The organism is Pseudomonas sp. UME65 (genome assembly GCF_014170225.1).
Classification (GTDB): domain Bacteria; phylum Pseudomonadota; class Gammaproteobacteria; order Pseudomonadales; family Pseudomonadaceae; genus Aquipseudomonas; species Aquipseudomonas protegens.
The window spans coordinates 998,157-1,016,261 of record NZ_LZZQ01000014.1 but is presented as its reverse complement, the minus strand read 5'-3'; the positions used below and the strand labels follow the sequence as shown (position 1 = coordinate 1,016,261).

General features: G+C 63.8%; 22 protein-coding genes. 5 read left to right on the top strand and 17 right to left on the bottom strand.

What is annotated here, in order from left to right:
• Positions 1 to 22 precede the first annotated feature (22 nt).
• The 4 genes from A9971_RS24905 to A9971_RS24890 all read right to left on the bottom strand — a co-directional run bounded on the left by A9971_RS24905 (position 23) and on the right by A9971_RS24890 (position 4,409).
• The gene (locus A9971_RS24905) at positions 23 to 2,263 is read right to left on the bottom strand and encodes an ATP-binding protein (RefSeq protein ID WP_183000080.1); all 2,241 of its coding nucleotides are present in this window, start codon (positions 2,261 to 2,263) and stop codon (positions 23 to 25) included.
• Entirely contained in the window at positions 2,260 to 2,874 is a 615-nt protein-coding gene (locus tag A9971_RS24900) for a biliverdin-producing heme oxygenase (protein WP_183000079.1), read from the bottom strand. The genes A9971_RS24905 and A9971_RS24900 overlap by 4 nt, the downstream gene beginning before the upstream one ends.
• A gap of 258 nt (positions 2,875 to 3,132) precedes the next feature.
• Positions 3,133 to 3,519, bottom strand: coding sequence for a cupin domain-containing protein (locus A9971_RS24895; RefSeq protein ID WP_183000078.1), 387 nt, complete (start codon positions 3,517 to 3,519; stop codon positions 3,133 to 3,135).
• Positions 3,520 to 3,599: 80 nt separating this feature from the next.
• On the bottom strand, positions 3,600 to 4,409 hold the full coding sequence (locus tag A9971_RS24890; RefSeq protein WP_047285399.1) for an AraC family transcriptional regulator: 810 nt from the start codon (positions 4,407 to 4,409) through the stop codon (positions 3,600 to 3,602).
• A 242-nt stretch (positions 4,410 to 4,651) separates the two neighbouring features.
• Between A9971_RS24890 and A9971_RS24885 the strand changes: the two genes are divergently transcribed.
• From A9971_RS24885 to A9971_RS24870, 4 genes are all read left to right on the top strand, one after another.
• Positions 4,652 to 5,293, top strand: coding sequence for a LysE family translocator (locus tag A9971_RS24885; RefSeq protein ID WP_183000077.1), 642 nt, complete (start codon positions 4,652 to 4,654; stop codon positions 5,291 to 5,293).
• A 74-nt stretch (positions 5,294 to 5,367) separates the two neighbouring features.
• Complete coding sequence (locus A9971_RS24880) at positions 5,368 to 5,847, top strand: GNAT family N-acetyltransferase (protein WP_183000076.1); 480 nt, start codon at positions 5,368 to 5,370, stop codon at positions 5,845 to 5,847.
• 43 nt (positions 5,848 to 5,890) lie between these two features.
• Positions 5,891 to 6,985: a D-alanine--D-alanine ligase gene (gene ddlA / locus A9971_RS24875; protein ID WP_053153812.1), complete on the top strand. Its 1,095-nt coding sequence runs from the start codon at positions 5,891 to 5,893 to the stop codon at positions 6,983 to 6,985.
• A 30-nt stretch (positions 6,986 to 7,015) separates the two neighbouring features.
• On the top strand, positions 7,016 to 7,369 hold the full coding sequence (locus tag A9971_RS24870) for a gamma-glutamylcyclotransferase family protein (protein WP_183000075.1): 354 nt from the start codon (positions 7,016 to 7,018) through the stop codon (positions 7,367 to 7,369).
• Between the two features lie 9 nt (positions 7,370 to 7,378).
• Here the strand turns inward: A9971_RS24870 and A9971_RS24865 are convergent, their stop codons facing one another.
• From A9971_RS24865 to ggt, 11 genes are all read right to left on the bottom strand, one after another.
• Positions 7,379 to 7,960: a membrane protein gene (locus A9971_RS24865; protein WP_019093550.1), complete on the bottom strand. Its 582-nt coding sequence runs from the start codon at positions 7,958 to 7,960 to the stop codon at positions 7,379 to 7,381.
• A gap of 96 nt (positions 7,961 to 8,056) precedes the next feature.
• On the bottom strand, positions 8,057 to 8,512 hold the full coding sequence (locus tag A9971_RS24860; protein ID WP_015637010.1) for a GNAT family N-acetyltransferase: 456 nt from the start codon (positions 8,510 to 8,512) through the stop codon (positions 8,057 to 8,059).
• Positions 8,509 to 9,225: a polyphenol oxidase family protein gene (locus A9971_RS24855; protein ID WP_015637009.1), complete on the bottom strand. Its 717-nt coding sequence runs from the start codon at positions 9,223 to 9,225 to the stop codon at positions 8,509 to 8,511. The genes A9971_RS24860 and A9971_RS24855 overlap by 4 nt, the downstream gene beginning before the upstream one ends.
• Before the next feature lie 133 nt (positions 9,226 to 9,358).
• Positions 9,359 to 10,171, bottom strand: coding sequence for a MerR family transcriptional regulator (locus A9971_RS24850; protein ID WP_041119870.1), 813 nt, complete (start codon positions 10,169 to 10,171; stop codon positions 9,359 to 9,361).
• Between the two features lie 78 nt (positions 10,172 to 10,249).
• Positions 10,250 to 10,621, bottom strand: a complete 372-nt coding sequence (locus tag A9971_RS24845) for a type II toxin-antitoxin system HigA family antitoxin (protein WP_015637007.1) — start codon at positions 10,619 to 10,621, stop codon at positions 10,250 to 10,252.
• 5 nt (positions 10,622 to 10,626) lie between these two features.
• Positions 10,627 to 10,929 carry a type II toxin-antitoxin system HigB family toxin gene (locus A9971_RS24840; protein ID WP_183000074.1) on the bottom strand — a complete coding sequence of 101 codons (303 nt, stop codon included), beginning with the start codon at positions 10,927 to 10,929 and terminating at the stop codon, positions 10,627 to 10,629.
• Positions 10,930 to 11,044: 115 nt separating this feature from the next.
• Positions 11,045 to 11,311: a DUF3077 domain-containing protein gene (locus A9971_RS24835; RefSeq protein WP_041119867.1), complete on the bottom strand. Its 267-nt coding sequence runs from the start codon at positions 11,309 to 11,311 to the stop codon at positions 11,045 to 11,047.
• A 476-nt stretch (positions 11,312 to 11,787) separates the two neighbouring features.
• Positions 11,788 to 12,105, bottom strand: a complete 318-nt coding sequence (locus A9971_RS24830; protein WP_125063670.1) for a DNA-binding transcriptional regulator — start codon at positions 12,103 to 12,105, stop codon at positions 11,788 to 11,790.
• Positions 12,092 to 12,412, bottom strand: coding sequence for a transcriptional regulator (locus tag A9971_RS24825; RefSeq protein ID WP_183000073.1), 321 nt, complete (start codon positions 12,410 to 12,412; stop codon positions 12,092 to 12,094). Before A9971_RS24825 ends, A9971_RS24830 begins: the two co-directional genes overlap by 14 nt.
• A 228-nt stretch (positions 12,413 to 12,640) precedes the next feature.
• Positions 12,641 to 13,135 carry a GNAT family N-acetyltransferase gene (locus A9971_RS24820; RefSeq protein ID WP_183000072.1) on the bottom strand — a complete coding sequence of 165 codons (495 nt, stop codon included), beginning with the start codon at positions 13,133 to 13,135 and terminating at the stop codon, positions 12,641 to 12,643.
• 154 nt (positions 13,136 to 13,289) lie between these two features.
• Entirely contained in the window at positions 13,290 to 15,125 is a 1,836-nt protein-coding gene (gene ggt, locus A9971_RS24815) for a gamma-glutamyltransferase (RefSeq protein WP_183000071.1), read from the bottom strand.
• Positions 15,126 to 15,360: 235 nt separating this feature from the next.
• Here ggt and A9971_RS24810 point away from each other — a divergent pair, with 235 nt between their 5' ends.
• Complete coding sequence (locus A9971_RS24810) at positions 15,361 to 16,353, top strand: cytochrome-c peroxidase (protein ID WP_125063673.1); 993 nt, start codon at positions 15,361 to 15,363, stop codon at positions 16,351 to 16,353.
• A 49-nt stretch (positions 16,354 to 16,402) separates the two neighbouring features.
• On the opposite strand, the gene A9971_RS24805 is transcribed toward A9971_RS24810, so the two are convergent.
• A complete protein-coding gene (locus A9971_RS24805) occupies positions 16,403 to 17,089 on the bottom strand; it encodes a hypothetical protein (RefSeq protein WP_103407751.1) in 687 nt (228 codons plus the stop codon).
• 118 nt (positions 17,090 to 17,207) lie between these two features.
• Positions 17,208 to 18,047, bottom strand: a complete 840-nt coding sequence (locus A9971_RS24800; protein ID WP_123431424.1) for a 5'-nucleotidase, lipoprotein e(P4) family — start codon at positions 18,045 to 18,047, stop codon at positions 17,208 to 17,210.
• Positions 18,048 to 18,105 lie beyond the last annotated feature (58 nt).

Below are 18,105 nucleotides of genomic sequence, written 5' to 3'. Positions count from 1 at the left end.
GCAGGGAGCCCCGGAGTGCGGTCTAGAGGCTGGCGCGCGGCACGCTGAAGCGGAACTCGCTGCCCTTGCCCACTTCGCTGTGGGCTTCGATCTTGCCGCCGTGGGCGTGGATGATGCCCTGGGTGATGTACAGCCCCAGGCCGGTGCCGTTGGGGTTGCCTTCCTTCATGGTCCAGTAGCGGTCGAAAATGAACGGCAACTGGTCGGTGGGAATGCCCTCCCCGGAGTCGCGCACGCTGAACACGATCTGCTCGCCGTCGGACATCGCCACCACTCCGACCTTGCCCTGTTTGGGGGTGAACTTGATGGCGTTGCCCACCAGGTTCGACAGCACCTGGAACAGGCGCTCGGGGTCGGCGTTGATCCTGAGGTCCGGTTCGGCGTGGAAGTTGATGTCGATGGCCTTGTCCAGGGCCAGTGGCGCCAGCAATGAATAGGCCTCTTCGAATATCTGGCTGACGTCCAGCGGCTGCGGGGCGATGCTGTAGCGCCCGGCCTCGATCTTGGAGGTGTCCAGCAGGTCTTCCAGGAGATTGTTCATGCGGCTGGCGGCCTGCTGCATGGTGTCGATGGCCGAGGAAATGCGCCGTGAGGTATGCGGGCCATCGGAACTGAAGGCCTTCTGCATCATGCCGCAGAGCATGGAGATCACGGTCATCGGGTTGCGCAGGTCGTGGGACACCACCGCCACCAGTTCGTCCCGGGCGCGCACTGCCTGTTGCTCGCGCAGCACCTGGCGCGCCAGGTCGTGCTCCAGGGCCGAGCGGCGCAGGTCATTGGCGGCGAAGCGGTCGCCGTGGCTCCACTTGGTGGAGATCCCGGCCATCTCCACTTTCCAGATCTCGAACGAGGTGCGCGGCCGCAGGCGCAGGCCGGCGTCGGAGTTTTCCAGGTCCAAGGGCTTTTGCGGGTTGCCACTCCAGTTGATGTTTTCCTTCACTTCCGGGCGGAACCACAGCACGCCGTTATCCACAGGCTTGGGCAGGGTCATGGCCAGGACCCCGCTGGCCACTTGTTGATAACTCGCCGCCGGCGGGTAGACGCTGGCCAGGTGATGGCTGGCGAACACCGCCTGCCCGGTGCCTTGCAGCCAGCGGTGCAGGGCGCGGATTTCGTCCTGGGGCGGGCAGTTACCGAAGCAGTGCAGCTGCTTGTCTTCGATGATTGCCACGCCACCGGCCTGGGTCAGGTCCAGCAGCAGTTGCGGCACCTGGGTCAGGCCGTCGAAGACGCTGTCAGGGGTGTCGCGCATGGTCTGGTCGAGGCTGGCCAGGGCGGCGACTTTCTCTTCCCGCTGGCGGCTGATATCCAGGGCTTCCATGGCGCTGATCTGTAACGACAGCACCTGGCCGATGGTCTGGCAGGCAATGCGCAGCTCGTGGGGCACCAGCAGCGGCTGGCGGTTGCCGCAACTGATCAGGCCCCAGAGCTGGTCGCCCTTGAGCAGGGAAATGCTCATGGAAGACAGCACGCCCATGTTCTTCATGTACTGGCAGTGGATCGGCGACACGCTGCGCAGGGTGGCGAAGCTAAGGTCCAGGGCCTGCTGAGTGTCCGGGCGCAGTGCCGGCAGCAGGGGCACTGGCTGGTAATCGGCGTTGGGGATGATCCGCAGCCAGTTGCTGCGGTACAGCTCGCGGGCTTGCTGGGGAATGTCCGAGGCCGGGAAGAACAGGCCATTGAACACTTCCATGGTGGGGCGGGTGGCTTCGGCGATCACCTGGCCGTGGCCTTCCTCTTCGAAGCGGTAGATCAGCACCCGGTCGTAGCCGGTCATCGCCTGGATTTCGCTGACGCTGATGGCGTACAGCTCATTCAGGGTCTTGGCCGTCTGCAAGCGCCGCAGCAGGCGCCCCAGGTTCTCGGTCTGCTCTTTCAGGTGCTGGGGCTGCAGGTGTTCGAGCTGGATTTCCAGCTCCAGCATCAGCACTCCCTGGTGGCGATGCAGCAAGCCTTCGAAGCGCGCGTCATTGACGGCCAGGTGCAGCGGCGGCGCATCGGACAACCGCGGCAGTTGCAGCACCTCGCGGATGCGCTGGCCGTCGGTGTCTCCCAGCAGTTGCTCCAGGGGCTGGCCGAGGACCTGCGCGGCAGGCTGGCCCAGCAGGGCCTCGACGTTGGCGCTGATCTGCTGGATGCGCAGGTCCGGCTCCGACAGCGTCAGCAGCACGCCATGGGGCTGGATCGCACCGGGGGAGCGGATTGGCTCATCGGCGCAGTTGGCCAGCAGTTGTTCGAAGGCTTGGGCGTCTTGTGGGGTCATAGCAGCACCTCGCGGCTGTCGAGCCAGTGCTCGAAACAGGCAAATGTGGATTGCGCGGCGCTGACCACTTGTTGTCGTGCGCTCGCGTCCTCGGGCATGCGCCCCAGGTAGTCGAGAAAATCTTTCCAGCGCCGCCCGGTGGCGGCGCCATACACGTCGAGGAAAGCCCCGCCGTTATCCCTGTGCAGGTCCAGGCGCTGGGCCATTTCCCGGCGCAGGATCTGCCCGCCCAGGGTCGCGCCCTCCAGTACATAGAGGGCGCCCAGGCACGCGCCGGGGCTGGCCAGTGCGGGCAGATGGTCGCAACGGGGCAGGGCGTCGATGCGCTCCGGGGCCAGGCCCAGGGCCTGCAGGTCGCCGGCCAGGGCCGGGGTCTTGCGGCGCTGCTCCGGGTCGTAGCCGGCAGGGATCAGGCCGCTGTCATACAGGGCCGCCTCCAGGGGCTGATAGAAGCCGAAATAGGCCTGGATCAGGCGCCGATACCAGGCCGCATCGAGATGCTCAGAGAAGAACGGCAGGCGCTTTTCCAGGGCCTCGTGCAAGGTCGCGGTGCCGGCGCGCAGGTCTTGAAGCAGGGTGGGGGCGGCGGTGTCTTGGTGCGGTTTGGGCATTCAGGGGTCAGGGGTCGCAACAGGTAATGGACGCGCCATGGGCGTCATCGAAAGCTGGGACCAGACTCTAGTCCCTGCACTAGAGCCATCGCACAGAAAAATAAGAGCGTCACTCTACCTGTGCTTTTTGCACTGACGTACAGTTTTTGACGCACCATTGGTCGGCCAAGGGTAGTCGATCGATGACGTGTTGCTGTGTCTGACTGTGTTCAAGAGGCAGAAATTCCTTTTTCCGTCTCGCAGGTTCAGCGGTGAGGATCAGATCCAGACGTCGTTCTGGGCGGTGCGTTCGCCCCCTTGATCGCCGGTGTTGAGCACGCCCTTGGGTTCGATCAGCAGCAGTTTGACCTCCTGCTCGGCCCAGGGTTTGTGCTCGACGCCCTTGGGCACCACGAACATTTCGCCACTGCCGATGGCCACCCGGCCGTCACGGAAGTCGATGTACAACTGGCCGTCGAGCACGATGAAGGTTTCATCGGTGTCGGCGTGGGAGTGCCAGACGAATTCGCCCTGCAACTTGGAGATCTTGAACTGGTAGTCGTTCATCTCGGCGATCACCTTGGGGGTCCAGTGTTCGCTGAACAGGCCGAGTTTCTGGGCGAAGTTGATGCTCTGGTAGGCGTCTTGCGGGGCAGGGTTTTGCATGTTGCGGTCCACCTCAGTGATGAATGAGCACTGAGGGTAAACAGCCAGGGGCTAGGGCTTCTTGAACGATCGTGTGTGGCTCAGCGGCCGAGCATCTTCAGCCAGCGTGCCGGTGGCAGGCCGTAGGTCTGGCGAAACTGCCGGGTCATGTGGCTCTGGTCGGTGAAGCCGGCGATCAGTGCGGCGTTGGCCAGGGTCTGGCCCTGCACCAGCAGCGCGCGGACCAGGTCCAGGCGGCGCATGCTCAGGTAGCGGTAGGGGCTGGTGCCGAACAGCAGGCGAAAATCCCGGGACAGGCTCCAGCGGTCGCGCCCACTGTGGGCCGCCAGTTCCTCCAGGGTCAGGGTGCGGTCCAGGGCACTGTGGATGTATTCCCGGGCCCGCTCGGCCGCCACATAGTCGAAACGTTGCCGTGATTGGGCGACCCCGGAGACGCTGTTCAGGGCATGGGCCAGATCGAACAGGGCGTCTTCCTGTTCCAGCGGGTCCAGGGGGCTGTCGACCCCACGCAGCAGGGCCTCGGTGGCGGCAAACAGCCGCGGGTCGTTGGACAGGCCGCCGGTAATGAAGGGCAGGGGCTGGCCGCCGAGGATCTGCTGGATCAGCGCCGGCTCGACATACAGCATGCGGTAGTGGAAGCCGTCGTGGGTGCCGGCCTCGCCGTCGTGGGCTTCGTCGGGGTGCAGGACCATGGTGGCGCCGGGCAGGCTGTGGCGCCAGCCGCCGCGGTACTGGAAGCTCTGCACCCCGTGCAGGGTGCGGCCGATGGCGTAGGTGTCATGGCGGTGCATGTCATAGCCATGGCCGGCGAAATACGCCTCGATGCGCTCCAGGCCCCGGGCGGGCGGCGCGCGATGAACCCAGTCGGTGACAGCTGCGGGTTTGGCCATGGAACGGTCCTGATGGATGAAACCAAGGGTCGTACGTTAACTCAGGGGCGCGCTGGCTGTCTTGCCCCTCGGTTCTACGCCTTAGCGGTTCTGCCGGAAGAAGGGCGGCTTGCAGGAGGGGGCCGGCGCTGCACGATGGCTTGCTGCCTGAGCCGGGTTGCGAGGTCAATCGGCGGTTGCCTGGGCAGGCGCGAGTGGAGTAGCGTCGTTCCCCCGGACCCTCTTCATGGCCATCTGTTCCCATGTACGCCTCACACCTGGTTTACCTCGCCCCGTTGTTGTCGCTGGCCCTGCTCTGGAGCGTGGCGGTGATCACCCCCGGGCCGAACTTTTTCACCACTGCACAACTGGCGGCGGGCTGTTCGCGGCGCCATGGCCTTTTCGCCGCCCTGGGGGTGGCCAGCGGCACCGTGCTCTGGGGGCTGGCGGGAGGCTTGGGCATCAAATCGCTGTTCAGCGCGGCGCCGGCGCTGTTCGTGTTGTTCAAGGTTGCCGGTGGCTGTTACCTGATCTACCTGGGGCTCAAGCAGTTCAAGCGCAAGCCGGCCTTGAAGACCACGACCACCGATGGCGCGAGCCATGCTGCGCGCAGCCTGTTCTCGGCCTACCGGCTGGGCTTTCTCGGCAACATGACCAACCCCAAGTCGGCGCTGTTCGTGGCCACCATTTTTGCCACTTCGATGCCGGCCTCCCCGCCACCTCTGCTACTGGGGCTGGCGGTGCTGACCATGGCCGGCCTGTCGCTGTCCTGGTACTGCTGCGTGGCGCTGTTTTTCGCCAGCAGCCGGGTGGCCGGGTTCTATGCCCGGGCCCGGCGCTGGCTGGACCGCCTGGCCGGTGGTTGCTATGTGCTGTTCGGCGGGCATCTGCTGGCCAATCGCTGAACGGCCGGTGCCTTGCGCCGGCCAGTATCCACCCCCCAACAAGGACGATCCGTCCCCGTATCAGGAGACTGAACATGGCTGTTGTTTTTCGCCCGGTGGCAGAGGCGGACATTCCGCGGATCTGCAGTTTCGTGGGCAATCCGCAGGAGTTGTATTTCTTCTTTCCCGCTGCCACTTGGCCACTGACCCACGAGCAGTTGCGCGACTCCATCGCCCAGCGCAGCGACTCGACGGTGATCGAGCGTGACGGGCAGGTAGCGGGCTTTGCCAACTTCTACCGCTGGGCCAAGGGCGGCACCTGTACCATCGGCAATGTCATCGTCGACCCAGAGGTGCGCGGCACGGGCCTGGCGGCGCAATTGATCGGGCAGATGATCCACATCGCCCACAGCAAGCACCAGGCCAGCGAGGTGACGCTGTCGTGCTTCAACAGCAACGTGGCGGGGTTGCTGCTCTATCCGAAGCTGGGCTTTGTGCCGTTCGCCATCGAAGAGCGCAAGAACAAGGAGCAGGAGCGAGTGGCGCTGATCCATTTGCGCTACAGCCCCAGCTGAATTGAAGAACCGTCAGCAATCATTTTTTCAACGGGAAGCAGTCATGAGCAAGTTGCGGGTCGGGATTATTTTTGGTGGCCGTTCGGCCGAACACGAAGTGTCGCTGCAGTCGGCGCGCAATATCGTCGATGCCCTGGATCGCACGCGTTTCGAGCCGGTGCTGATCGGCATCGACAAACAGGGGCACTGGCACCTCAACGACACCTCGAACTTCCTGATCAACCAGGAAAACCCGGCGCTGATCGCCCTCAACCAGTCCAATCGCGAACTGGCGGTGGTGCCGGGCAAGGCCAGCCAGCAACTGGTGGAAACCTCCAGCCAGGAACTGCTGGGGCATGTCGATGTGATCTTCCCCATCGTCCACGGCACCCTGGGCGAAGACGGTTGCCTGCAGGGCCTGCTGCGCATGGCCGACCTGCCCTTTGTCGGCTCCGACGTGCTGGGTTCGGCGGTGTGCATGGACAAGGACATCAGCAAGCGCCTGCTGCGCGACGCCGGGCTGGCGGTGACCCCGTTCATCACCCTGACCCGGGCCACCCGTGGCCGCTACGGTTTTGCCCTGGCCCGGGAAACACTCGGCCTGCCGCTGTTCGTCAAGCCGGCCAACCAGGGGTCATCGGTGGGGGTGAGCAAGGTCGACAACGAGGCCGAATACGAGGCCGCGGTGGAACTGGCCCTGGGCTTCGATCACAAGGTGCTGGTGGAGTCGGCGGTGCGTGGGCGGGAAATCGAATGCGCGGTGCTGGGCAACGACCAGCCGATTGCCAGTGGCTGCGGCGAGATCGTGGTCAGCAACGGTTTCTATTCCTACGACAGCAAGTACATCGACGGAGAGGCGGCCCAGGTGCTGGTGCCGGCGGACATCAGCATCGAGCACAGCGAGCGCATTCGGGCCCTGGCCGTCGAGGCATTCCAGGTGCTGGGCTGCTCCGGGCTGGCTCGGGTCGATGTGTTTCTAACCGATGAGGGGGAAGTGCTGATCAACGAAATCAACTCGCTGCCGGGCTTCACCCGGATCAGCATGTACCCCAAACTTTGGCAGGCCACCGGCATGAGCTACAGCGAGCTGGTGAGCCGCCTGATCGAGCTGGCGCTGGAGCGTCACGCTGAACGGCAAGGGCTGAAAATCAACCGCTGAAGCGGATCATCGTGGTTAAGGACGTGACGAATGAGTTCGGCAACAGATGCATCGGTTTATCTTTTTTCCTACGGCACCCTGCAAGACAAGGCGGTGCAGATCGCCAACTTTGGCCGTGAGTTGAGTGGCAGCGCGGATGCCATGCTTGGCTACGAACAGAGCTGGGTGGAAATCACCGACCCCGAGGTGCTGGCGGCCAGCGGCAAGACCCACCACCCGATCCTGCGCCCGGGGGCGGCGGACAGCGCGCCGATTCCCGGCACCGTGTTCTGCATCACCCCCGGGGAGCTGGCAGCGGCCGACAGCTATGAAGTCTCGGACTACAAGCGGGTCAGCGTGACCCTGGCCTCGGGCATCCAGGCCTGGGTCTACGTCAGCGCCTGAGTCTTCGGCTCACTCCGGCGGCAGCATCACTCCGATGCACGCCAGGGCCAGCAGCACCGCCCCGAGCACGATGAACACATAGTTCAGCGGCGTGAAACGGGCGTTGCTGCGGCCTTCGGGATCTTTCGCGGCGGCATTCAGGCCGCGCTGGCCGAGCCAGGTGATCCACGCCAGTACCGGCAGCAGCGCCAGGCTGGCAATGTCGGTCACCGGGTAGCCGATATTCTTGCGCGACAGCGCGTCCACCACGTTGTTGATGATCACCCCCACCACAAACAGGGTTGCCAGTTCACCGGGCCGCCAGTCATGGCTGCGGCCGTCGCGCTTGAGCGTCGCATCGGCTTCGCGGTACAGCGCATGGGTGAAGAAGATCGCGAAGAAGGCCCGGGCCACCGGCCACAGCTCCTGGCCGCTGGCGTGCCTGAACTGATGCCAGTTCTTGTAGGCCCAATACACCTGGTAGATACCGAAGGTGAGGATGTACAGGGTCAGGAACTTGGCCTTGGACACTACGTAGAACGGCTGTTGCGCCGCTTCGGGCGAGGGGGCGACCAGATCCGCCTGGGGCGGGGCATAGAGGTTGTCAGACACGGGCACTCCTTGGGTTGGGCCTGAGGGGGGAGGCAACGTTAGCTCAGGTTGCTGGCCAAGAACCAGCAGGGGCTCGGTGGCCAACCGGAACCGGGTTCAGGCCTGGGGTGGATCCGCCGGCCGAACGTAGTGAATATCCCATTCACTTTCACCCACCTGAACAAAACCCAGGCGTCGATAAAAACGATTCGAGTCACTGCCGCGCAACGCATCCAGGTGGATGGGTAGCTGCTCGTTGGCGGAGCGTTCCAAAAGCTGCTCCAGGGCCTTGGCGCCGAGGCCCCGCCCTTGGAATTGCGGTAGGACGTACAGGTGCTGCAGGCGCAGATGATCGCCGTGTGATTGGCTCTGGATAAAGCCTGCGGGCTGTCCGTCACTGAGGATGAAGTGGCAGCGTTCGGCCGCGAAGCTTGCGGCAAAACGCTCCCGGGCCCGCTGCGGATCGAAGCGCCCCAGGCGCTCAAGGCTTTCGCGCATCGCCGCGATGCGCATCTGGACCAGGGTTTCCAGGTCGCTCAGGGAGGTTGGGAGTAGTGCACTCTCGAGGTTCATGTCCGGCCGATCCACGAGTACTGGAAGGCCTTGGCTTCACCCCGGTGCCCGCGTCGACGATAACTGGCCAGGGCCGGGGTCGAGCAGTAGGTGCACAGCTCGCTGATTTCGATCTGTTCATCACTGATTCCAGCGGCGTGCAGCAAGTGCACGGCATAGCGGCTCAGGTCGAACCACAGGGAATCGGCCTGGGTCGGTTGCGGTGGCGGAATCTGCGGCGGCAGCAGCGGGGCCGGTTGCTCACGGCTCCAGGGGGCCTGTGCGGCCGGCCACAGCGGGTCCTGAGTGGCGGACAGGGTGTCGATGAAATCGGCGCTGACTTCATAGCAGCAGGGTTTGATCGATGGGCCGATGGCCACCCGCAATTGCTGTGGGGTGATGCCCTTGCTGGCGAAGTGTTGCAGCACATTGGCGATGATCCCGCCATGCAGGCCTTTCCAGCCGCCGTGCACTGCCGCGACCCAGGAACCGTCCTCGCTGCTGATCAGCAACGGCAGGCAGTCGGCGGTGACCACTGCGATGGGCCGGCTGGAATGGGTGAGTACCGCGTCGCCGCGGATGATTCCGCTGGGCAGCGTGGTACTGGCTTGCACCACCTCGCCGCTGTGGATCTGCGAGCAGAAGAACAGGTTGGCCGGCAGGGCGGCGCCGAGGGTCGAAAACGCATGACGGATGCCGGATATCTGGTTCAACACACCTGCCTGGAAACTCATCGGGCCTTCGCTCGGTAACCTGGGAATGGCTGCAGAGCATAGCGGTATCCGAGGTACTTTTGCTGACAGACAACGCTGGATAGGCCGGGGCAGACCAGCGGTAGCCTGCTGGTCGGCTCCTTCACCGGGCGTTTCAGGCGCTCAGCGGGATATACAGTTCCACCACGCTGTCCGGGTGCATGGGCCCCAGAAAGCGCTCGCCGGTGTACTCGAACTCCACCGCGTCGATGGGCATCAGCCCGGCGGCGGGCAACCACTCGCTGTAGGCGGCGCGAAAGGTTTCCGGCAGGGTGGCCACGCTGCCGTGATGCTCGACTCGCGCGTAATGGCGGGCAGGGATTTCCAGCTCCACCATGCCGGGCACCAGGGGCGCGTCGGCGGCGACCGGCAGGCCGGCCACATAACGCCACTGGCCGTCTTCCAGGGGCTGGCAGATGCCATAGGTGCCCACCGGCTCGGCCAGGCGCTGGATCTCCTGTTCCCGAGGTTCGAAACGTTGCCAGAGCTCGGCGATGGTGCCCGGGTCGTCCTGCTGCCAGGCCATGCCGATGATCCGCTGCGGCGCCAGGAATACCTTCTGTGGTGTCTGCGCGGCTGGGAGTTGGCGCTGCGGCTGGGCCAGGTAGCGCTGCAGATGGCCCAGTACTTTCTGGCTGCGGGCGATCTCGCTTTGCAACTGCCGGGCATGCGCCTGCAGTGACTGCTGCATGTGCAGCACGCTGTCCAGGCCGCCCTGGTCCGCCAGAGTGCGGATGTCTTCCAGGGACATGCCCAACTGCCGCAGCCAGGCGATGCGCCCCAGGGTCACGATCTGTTCCGGGCTGTAGTAGCGGTAGCCGTTGTCCCGGCCGGTGAGAGCCGGGGTGAACAGGCCGATGCTGTCGTAATGGCGCAGGGTCTTGGTGGTAAGGCCGTGGCAGCGGGCCATTTGTCCGATGGTGAGCATGGAGCGTCCTTGGTGTGGTTGGGCTGCCAGGCAGGTTGAGCCTTTACCCAGGGGCAAGCTCAAGCCCGGCAGCACGGCTCAGGACGATTTGATCGGCTTGATCAGGCTCTCGGCGGGAATGCCGAACAGCTGGTGCAGTTTCCAGATCATGGGCAGGGTCAGCGCGCGCTTGCCGTTGAGCACCTCGTAGACGCGATTGGTGCGGCCGATGGCGGGCGCCAGGTCGGCGGCGGACAAGCCGGATTGCTCCATGCGGAACTTGATCGCCTCGATCGGGTTGGGCAGGTCCAGGGGAAACTGCCTGGCCTCGTACGCCTCGATCAGGGTGATCATCACATCGAAGTAATCGCCTTCAGGCGTCCCGGGCTGCGGTTCGTTGTCGAACAGGGGCGAGACGCTTTTCAGCGCGGCGCGGTAGTCCTGGTCGGTGTGGATAGGGCGGATGTTCATCTGGGTTACTCCATTTCTACGCTGTCGGCATCAATGGCGTCGTACTGTTGGTGGGTGCCTACGAACTTGATGTACAGCGCGCCGAAACGATAGGCCACGGCAACGACCAGTCGATACTCGTTGCCCTTGATGTTGAAGACCACCCTGCGGCTTTTGAGAATGCTCGCGTTGCGATATTGGTCCTTGATTTGCGCAGGGTTGGACCACTCGGCATTCCTTGCTTCATCGACCCAAGCCAGTAAAGGCTGCTCTGCATCCGGGTACTTCTCCCAGAAGGCCTTCAACTGACTGACTGCAATAATTCTCATGGCGCGATCCTAGTCCCGTACTGGGACTTAAACAAGTCGCTGAGTGCGTCAGGCGACGTACGGGCAGATCGCTGGATCTGCCCGCGCAGGCGACGTCGGCTCAGGGACGATCAGGTCATGCAGAGAGCGTGGCGTGTACGTCGTCCATCAGTGCCTTGCCCATCTCTGCCAGGTAGTGTGCCGCCCAAGCATAGCGGTCACACCGGGGCTCCATGGCCGCCTCCAGGGTGAATTGCTTTGCCAGATGCAACAGGGTCGAGGCGTGTTCCAGGGCGTCGTTGATCGGCACGTCGGCATTCACCCGAAACAGCGGATACGAGTGTTCGCCGCAGTGGGAAAAGCGGATTTCACCGAGGGTAGTCAGGGGCGATTGAGTGGTCATCGGGCACCTCCGGCTTTGTGTGACGGGAGGTGTGGGGAGGACGGATTTCGAGTGTGGTGCATGGTGACGACTCCTTTCGTATTGGGAACCACCACCGTCTGCCGCCAAGCAGATTTGGGTGGCGGATTGCACAAGGTTGGCGGACCGGCACGAAAGGAACCGGCACCCCCGAAGGGGTCCCTGCGCAATCCGCCATGACACAGAAATGCAGGCACAAAAAAAGCGCCTGCATTCGTGTTTTGGCGCTATTGCGCCTTTCGTGGTTCGGGCCGCCAAGCCCGTTCGCTGATGTTGCAGCGACGGGCGAAGGATAGCGGGGTGTGGAGGGCGTCGCAACGGCATTGCCGCGACATTTTATGACTATGAGATTGACCAACCCTGTAGCCGCTGCCGCAGGCTGCGAACGACCGGAACGGTCGCAGCGATCTCCCGGGCGCCGAAGGCCCTTCGGGCCTTGTCGCAGCCTGCGGCAGCGGCTACTGAGGTTGTGCCAGCACCTCTCGAAATACATCGGGCCTGAGCATTGCGATATGCAGCAATGAACGGGCAGCTCCAGAAGGCGAGCGCCGACCTTGCTCCCACTCTTGAAGGGTCCTTACCGACACGCCAAGCAGTTGGGCAAATTTGGGTTGCGACAACCCAGTTTTACCGCGCGCTTCGGCGGCCTTGGTGATCGGAATGCTATGGGTATGGCCATGCCGGCCGGCTTTGACATCGATGATCGCGTCCAGAAGCTCCTGGCCAATATTGCGCTTGGCATCGCGCTCCAATAGTTCTTTTTCAGTAAGGGGCATGATTCATCTCCTTCGCAATTCTGCGTAGAACAGGTGCTGGAATGTTTTCGGTAGCGCCTTTGCCATAGATCACCAGCGCAACCAGGGCTCCGCATGCGAGCTGGGTGGTATAGATGACCCGCACCGAGCCACTTTTTCCACGTCCATCAAGGCTCCATCTGATTTTCCTGCAACCGCCAGAGCCCGGGATGACAACGCCGGACTCCGGGTCGTTGGCAAGAAACGTCATGAACTCTCCACGCTCCTCTTCGGTCCAGTAATCGGGCCAGAGTTTGGAAAACAGCGGAGATTCTATGATCGTCAGCATGCGGGAGGATTCTACGTCCTTGACGTACCTTGCGGCAATGGTGGGTGTTAGGAGATGACTCCTGAAAGATTAAGAACGTGGGGTTGCAACTCCAATGAGCGGAGTCCTGATTTCCAGTCAGCCCATTCGTTTTCTTGTGTGTGATCCATGTCCCCGATGTCACCTTTTGCATGACCTGAAACCCGGGCAACTCTGCTCGGTGCTGCTCTATGATCCAGAGCAGCTAACTCAAGCTTCCAACACCTTCGCCATCTCACTGGTCGCCGCCCAACCCAGCCCTTGATACAGCGGCTTGCCGGCCTCGGTCGCATGCAGCACGGCAAAGCCCATCTCGCGCTGGCTGAACTCGGCCTCTGCCAGTTTCATCAGCGCCGAAGCCAGGCCGCGGCGCCGGTAGGCCGGTTCGACGTAGACGTTGAGCACGTAGCCGCGTTGATCCTGGGTCGGATGGGAAGGGTGGGGCGGCCAGTCGATGCTCATCAGGCCGATGCTGGCCACGCTCTGCTCGGCGTCCATCAGGGCGAAGCCGTAGTAGCGGCCGTCCTCCAGGCGTTCACGCAACCAGGGGCGAAAGTGCTCGGTCATCACCTGCAAGGTGGAGAGATCCTTACCCGCATCGAGAAACATCGCCTGGCGATGGCGGCAGATCAGCTCAAGGTCCTGGGGCGTCAGGCGGCGTGGGCTCAGGCCCGGGATATCAAGGTCGGCTGCAATCGTGTTCATCGTCGGTTCCTCGGTGGACAGGGACGATGCTAGGGCAGATCCAAAGGCCGGATCAGACACAGACCGCCGCAAAATCTTGCATACAGAGCCCTCGTTCACCGCCCACAAAAAAGGGCCAGCCTCACGGCCAGCCCTCGGGTTCATCCGATTACTCTCAATCCCCCAGTGCCTCCCCTTCGCGCCGCGGGTCGGCGCCGCCGGCCCAGGACGCCTTGCCCTGTGCATCACGCACGCGAACGATGGCCTGGGTGCCGCTGGTCATGTCGATCTCGTTTACCTCATGTCCCTGAGCTTGCAGTGCCTGCTTCAGGGCCGGGCTGAACTGGCCTTTCTCCAGTTCGGTCGGCCCGTTGCGGCTGCCGAAGTTGGGCAGGCCGACGGCGGCTTGCGGGTCGAGGTTCCAGTCGAGCATGCCGACCACCGACTTGGCCACGTACTCGATGATCTGCGAGCCGCCGGGGGAGCCGACGCTGGCCAGCAGTTCGCCGCTGGCACGGTCGAAGACCAGGGTTGGCGCCATGGACGAGCGCGGGCGCTTGCCCGGTTGGACGCGGTTGGCCACCGGCTGGCCGTTTTCCTCGGGAATGAACGAGAAGTCGGTCATCTGGTTGTTGAGCATGAAGCCCTGGACCATCAGGTGCGAGCCGAAGGCCGCTTCCACCGTGGTGGTCATCGATACGGCGCCGCCCAGGTCATCCACCGCCACCACTTGCGAGGTGGAGATGCGCATTGGCGAACGGTCTGGTGCATAGGCCACCTGGATGCCCTGGGGCTTGCCCGGTTCGGCCTTGCCCATGCTGCGCTCGCCAATCAGTGCGGCACGCTTGGCCAGGTAGTCCGGGGCGATCAGGCCGGCCACCGGCACAGGCACAAAGTCGCTGTCGGCCACGTACAGGCCACGGTCGGCATAGGTCAGGCGCTCGGCTTCGGCAATCAGGTGCACCGCTTGTGGTGCGGGCTCCAGGCCGGCGGGCAGGCTGGTTTTCTGCGGCTTGAGGTTGGCCAGGGTGTAGCGCGGGTCGCGCTGTTCCAGGGCCTGCAGGGTGCCGAGTATCTGCGCCACCGCCACGCCGCCGGAGGAGGGCGGCGGCATGCCGCACACCTGCCAGCGCTTGTAGTCGCTGCACAGCGGCGCGCGTTCCTTGGCGCGGTAGCCTTGCAGGTCGTTGAGCGACAGGCTGCCGGGGTTGGCGTGGCCCTGGACCTTGGCGACGATTTCTGCCGCCACCGGGCCCTTGTACAGGGCATCCGGGCCTTCCTCGGCGATGCGTTTGAGCACCGCGGCCAGTGGCGGGTTTTTCAGCAAGGTGCCCACGGCTTTCGGCGTGCCGTCGGCATTCAGGAAATACGCGGCCATGTCCGGCGAGCGTGCCAGGAAAGGATCGGCGCTGATCATGGTGTGCAGCCGTGGCGAAATGGCGAAGCCTTGCTCGGCCAGGCGGATCGCCGGTTCGAACAATTGCGCCCAGGGCAGGCGTCCGTGTTTCTGGTGGGCCATTTCCAGGGCCCGCAGCACGCCCGGGGTGCCGACCGAGCGTCCACCGATCTGCGCCTGGGGGAAGGCCATGGGCTTGCCGTCCGCCTGCAGGAAGAGCTTCTCGGTGGCGCCGGCCGGCGCGGTTTCCCGCCCGTCATAGGTGCGCACGGCCTTGCCGTCCCAGAGCACGATCATCGCGCCGCCGCCAATCCCCGAGGACTGCGGTTCCACCAGGGTCAGCACGGCCTGCATGGCAATCGCCGCGTCGATGGCCGAGCCGCCTTTGCGCAGCATTTCGCGCCCGGCCTCGGCGGCCAGCGGGTTGGCAGCGGCGGCCATGTGCTTGTCGGCATGGCGAGTCTGCATGTCGGTGCGGTAGCCCGAGGCGATTTCCGGGGCGGCAGGCAGAGCGTTGGAAGAAGGCGGGTTGTGGCAGGCGCCAAGGCTGAGGGCGGCAGCCAGCAGGCTGAGGCCGAGCAGTTGGCGGTGACGGGGAGGGAAGTTCGAGAACACGCGTTGAGCTCCGTTCACAGGGAAATGAGGGGTCGTCCGTGCGGGGGAATGTACAGCAGTGGCGCCGGCAGTTGGACCCGGATGTAGCCCTGGGCAGTTGGCTGGAGTGGGCCATCTCCCCTGTACACAGGGTCGCAGGCAGTCTTTCACCCGGCCGTCGATTGATCTGAGTCAGGGCGGGAGGGGGGCGTTGGGTACAGGGTGAAACAAACTATAAGCCTGATGAGGGGACGTCATGCACCGTTGTAAGTGGTTACTTGTTTTCGGATTGCTGTTGGGGGGGGAGGTCAGGGGGGAAACGCCAAGCGAACCGATCCAGCCGGTACAGCCGGTGAAGATCACCGATGTGGCCAAGGTGGAGCTGGGCAAGCAGTTGTTCTTCGACCCGCGCCTGTCCAAGTCCGGTTTCATATCCTGCAACTCCTGCCACAACCTGAGCATGGGCGGCAGCGACAACCTGCCCACCTCCATTGGCCACAACTGGCACCAGGGGCCGATCAACTCGCCCACGGTGCTCAACTCCGGCATGAGCGTCGCGCAGTTCTGGGACGGCCGCGCGGCCACGCTTCAGGAACAGGCCGGTGGCCCCATCGCCAACCCGGGGGAGATGGGCTTCACCCATGACCTGGCGGTGGACGTGCTGCGTTCCATTCCCCAGTACCGGGCCTCCTTCAAGCAGGTCTACGGCGACGACGGCATCAAGTTTGACGACGTGACCAACGCCATCGCTGCGTTCGAAGAAACCCTGGTTACCCCCAATGCGCCGTTCGACCGCTGGCTCAAGGGCGACAAGGCGGCCATCAGCCCCACCGCGCTCAAGGGCTACCAACTGTTCAAGTCCATCGGCTGCGTGGCTTGCCACAACGGCGAGGCGGTGGGCGGTGGCTCATTCCAGAAGATGGGCATGATCGAGCCCTATGTCACCCAGAACCCGGCCCAGGGCGTGGCCGGGCTGACCGGCAAGGATGCCGACCGCATGCTGTTCAAGGTGCCGACCCTGCGCAACGTGGCGCTGACCTATCCCTACTTCCACGACGGCGCCTACTGGAAGCTGGAAGAGGCGGTGGACGTGATGGCCCGTCTACAACTGGGACGCAAGCTGGGTACCGAGGAGGTCAGCCAGATCGTGGCCTTCCTTGAAACCCTGACCGGTGACCAGCCGGACTTCAAGCTGCCGATCCTGCCGCCGTCCTCGGCGCAGACACCGCGTCCGCAGCCGTTCAACTGAGCGAAAAAAACCGCAGTCTGCTGCGGTTTTTCAAGCCCTACGTGCTGGGTCAGCCCTGTTTGGCCCCCGTGGCGCAATTGAACCGGTCATCGATGGGGGCTTGGCGAGCGGGTTCGAAGTAGCCAGGTGTACGAGTGCTATCGGTGCGTTGCCAGCGTTGTGGGTAAGACAGCATCGAGTAGGGCGAGTGGTCCTTGAGCGTCTCGTAGTTCAAGGACAGGTCGATCTGCGCGGCGCCGTGCAGGAGGGGGCCTTCGATCGAAAGGACGGAGCCGGTCAGCCAGGTTCGCTCAGGGCTTTCCAGGTACCTGGGCGCGGTGATGCGCAGCCAGGTACGCCCGGCATCCTGGGAAAAGTACAGGCGCGGCAAGCCGGCCCCGCCCTTGCTGAAGCCCGGTCCTTGGGCAATCGGAATCACCAGGTAGTTGGAGTTGGCAGCATCGATCATCAAGTGCGAACCACGGCCATGCACGGTGATGCCGTTGAATGAGCCAAAGGGTGCAACCGGGGTGTGGATGCCGAGCCGGGTGTCGGTGTAGTGCACCATGTCGCCACTGCTGGCGATGACCGGCGAGGAACCGTTGCAGAGCTTGAAGGTGGTCCGGTCGATCTCGAAAAAGCGTGATGAGTCGATGCGGTAGATGACCCGGCCGGGCAGGTACTGGATCGGCTCGGGAGTGCTGCAGGCCCCAAGTACCCCGCACGAGATCAGCAACAGCAGCTTCCTTGCCCACATGAGAAAACGACTCCTTGTTCCTGCCTGAATGCAGGGGCTGGCGTTTATGACATCCCTGGGGCCTTGGCGCAACACTGGCCATGGCGGGCCAGCGTTGCGCTGATGTTGCGGCGCCCTGTCAGGGCTTCATCTGCCAGGCCGTCGAGCTGGCCGCGGCCTTGAACTTGGCCCGATTTTCCGGAGTCGCCGGCGGTTCGGAGTCGCCGAAGATCGCCTTCAGCCAATGGCCATCGGTGGGGTTGGGGAAGAGGATGAACTTGCGGCCGAACTGCTCCTTGTCCTCGGTCATCAGGCTGCTGCGCTGCTTGACGTCGGCCACGTAGTACTTGCGTTTGAAGTCGTTGAGGTTGTCGCCCAGCATCAGCACCACGTTGTGGTCCTTGGCGATCTCCTGCTGCCGCGGCTCCTTGTTGGAGCTGTCGCGGTACACCGTCAGGTGCTGCTCATCGGCATAGGGCAGCTGGTTCTTGCGCAGGTTGGCCAGGGCGTATTCGTAGGTCTTTTCGCCCTGGTCGCGGCTGGTGACGTAAAAGACTTCGACGCCCTTGGACTGGGCGTACTTGAGGAACTCCACGGCGCCCGGGGTGGCCACCGGGCCATTGTCCGCGACCCATTTGTCCCAGGCCTCGTCGTCGAAGAACTCCTTGCCCGAATTGATCATGTAGCCCCAGTAGCTGTTGCTGCTGAGCACGGTGTCGTCAACGTCGCTGATGATCGCCAGGGGGCGGTCGCCGGCCTTGTGTTCCTGCAGGGCGCGGTCCAGTTGCAGACGGGCGATGTTGAAGCCCTGGTAGTACAGCGCCTCGAACTCTGCGGCGGTCTGCTTCCAGGCCACGGCGGCGGTCAGCAGGTTGGAGGGCGGGGTAGGAGCCTGCTCGGCGAAGGTCGAGGTACAGGTGATTGCCAGGAGCGAGAACAGCCAGGGAGCGACCGCGGTTCGGGTGATTTTTGTTTTCATTTTCGAGCCCTTGAAGTGAGGATTGCGCAGCTCTCACAAACACTGCCGGAGAGTTCTA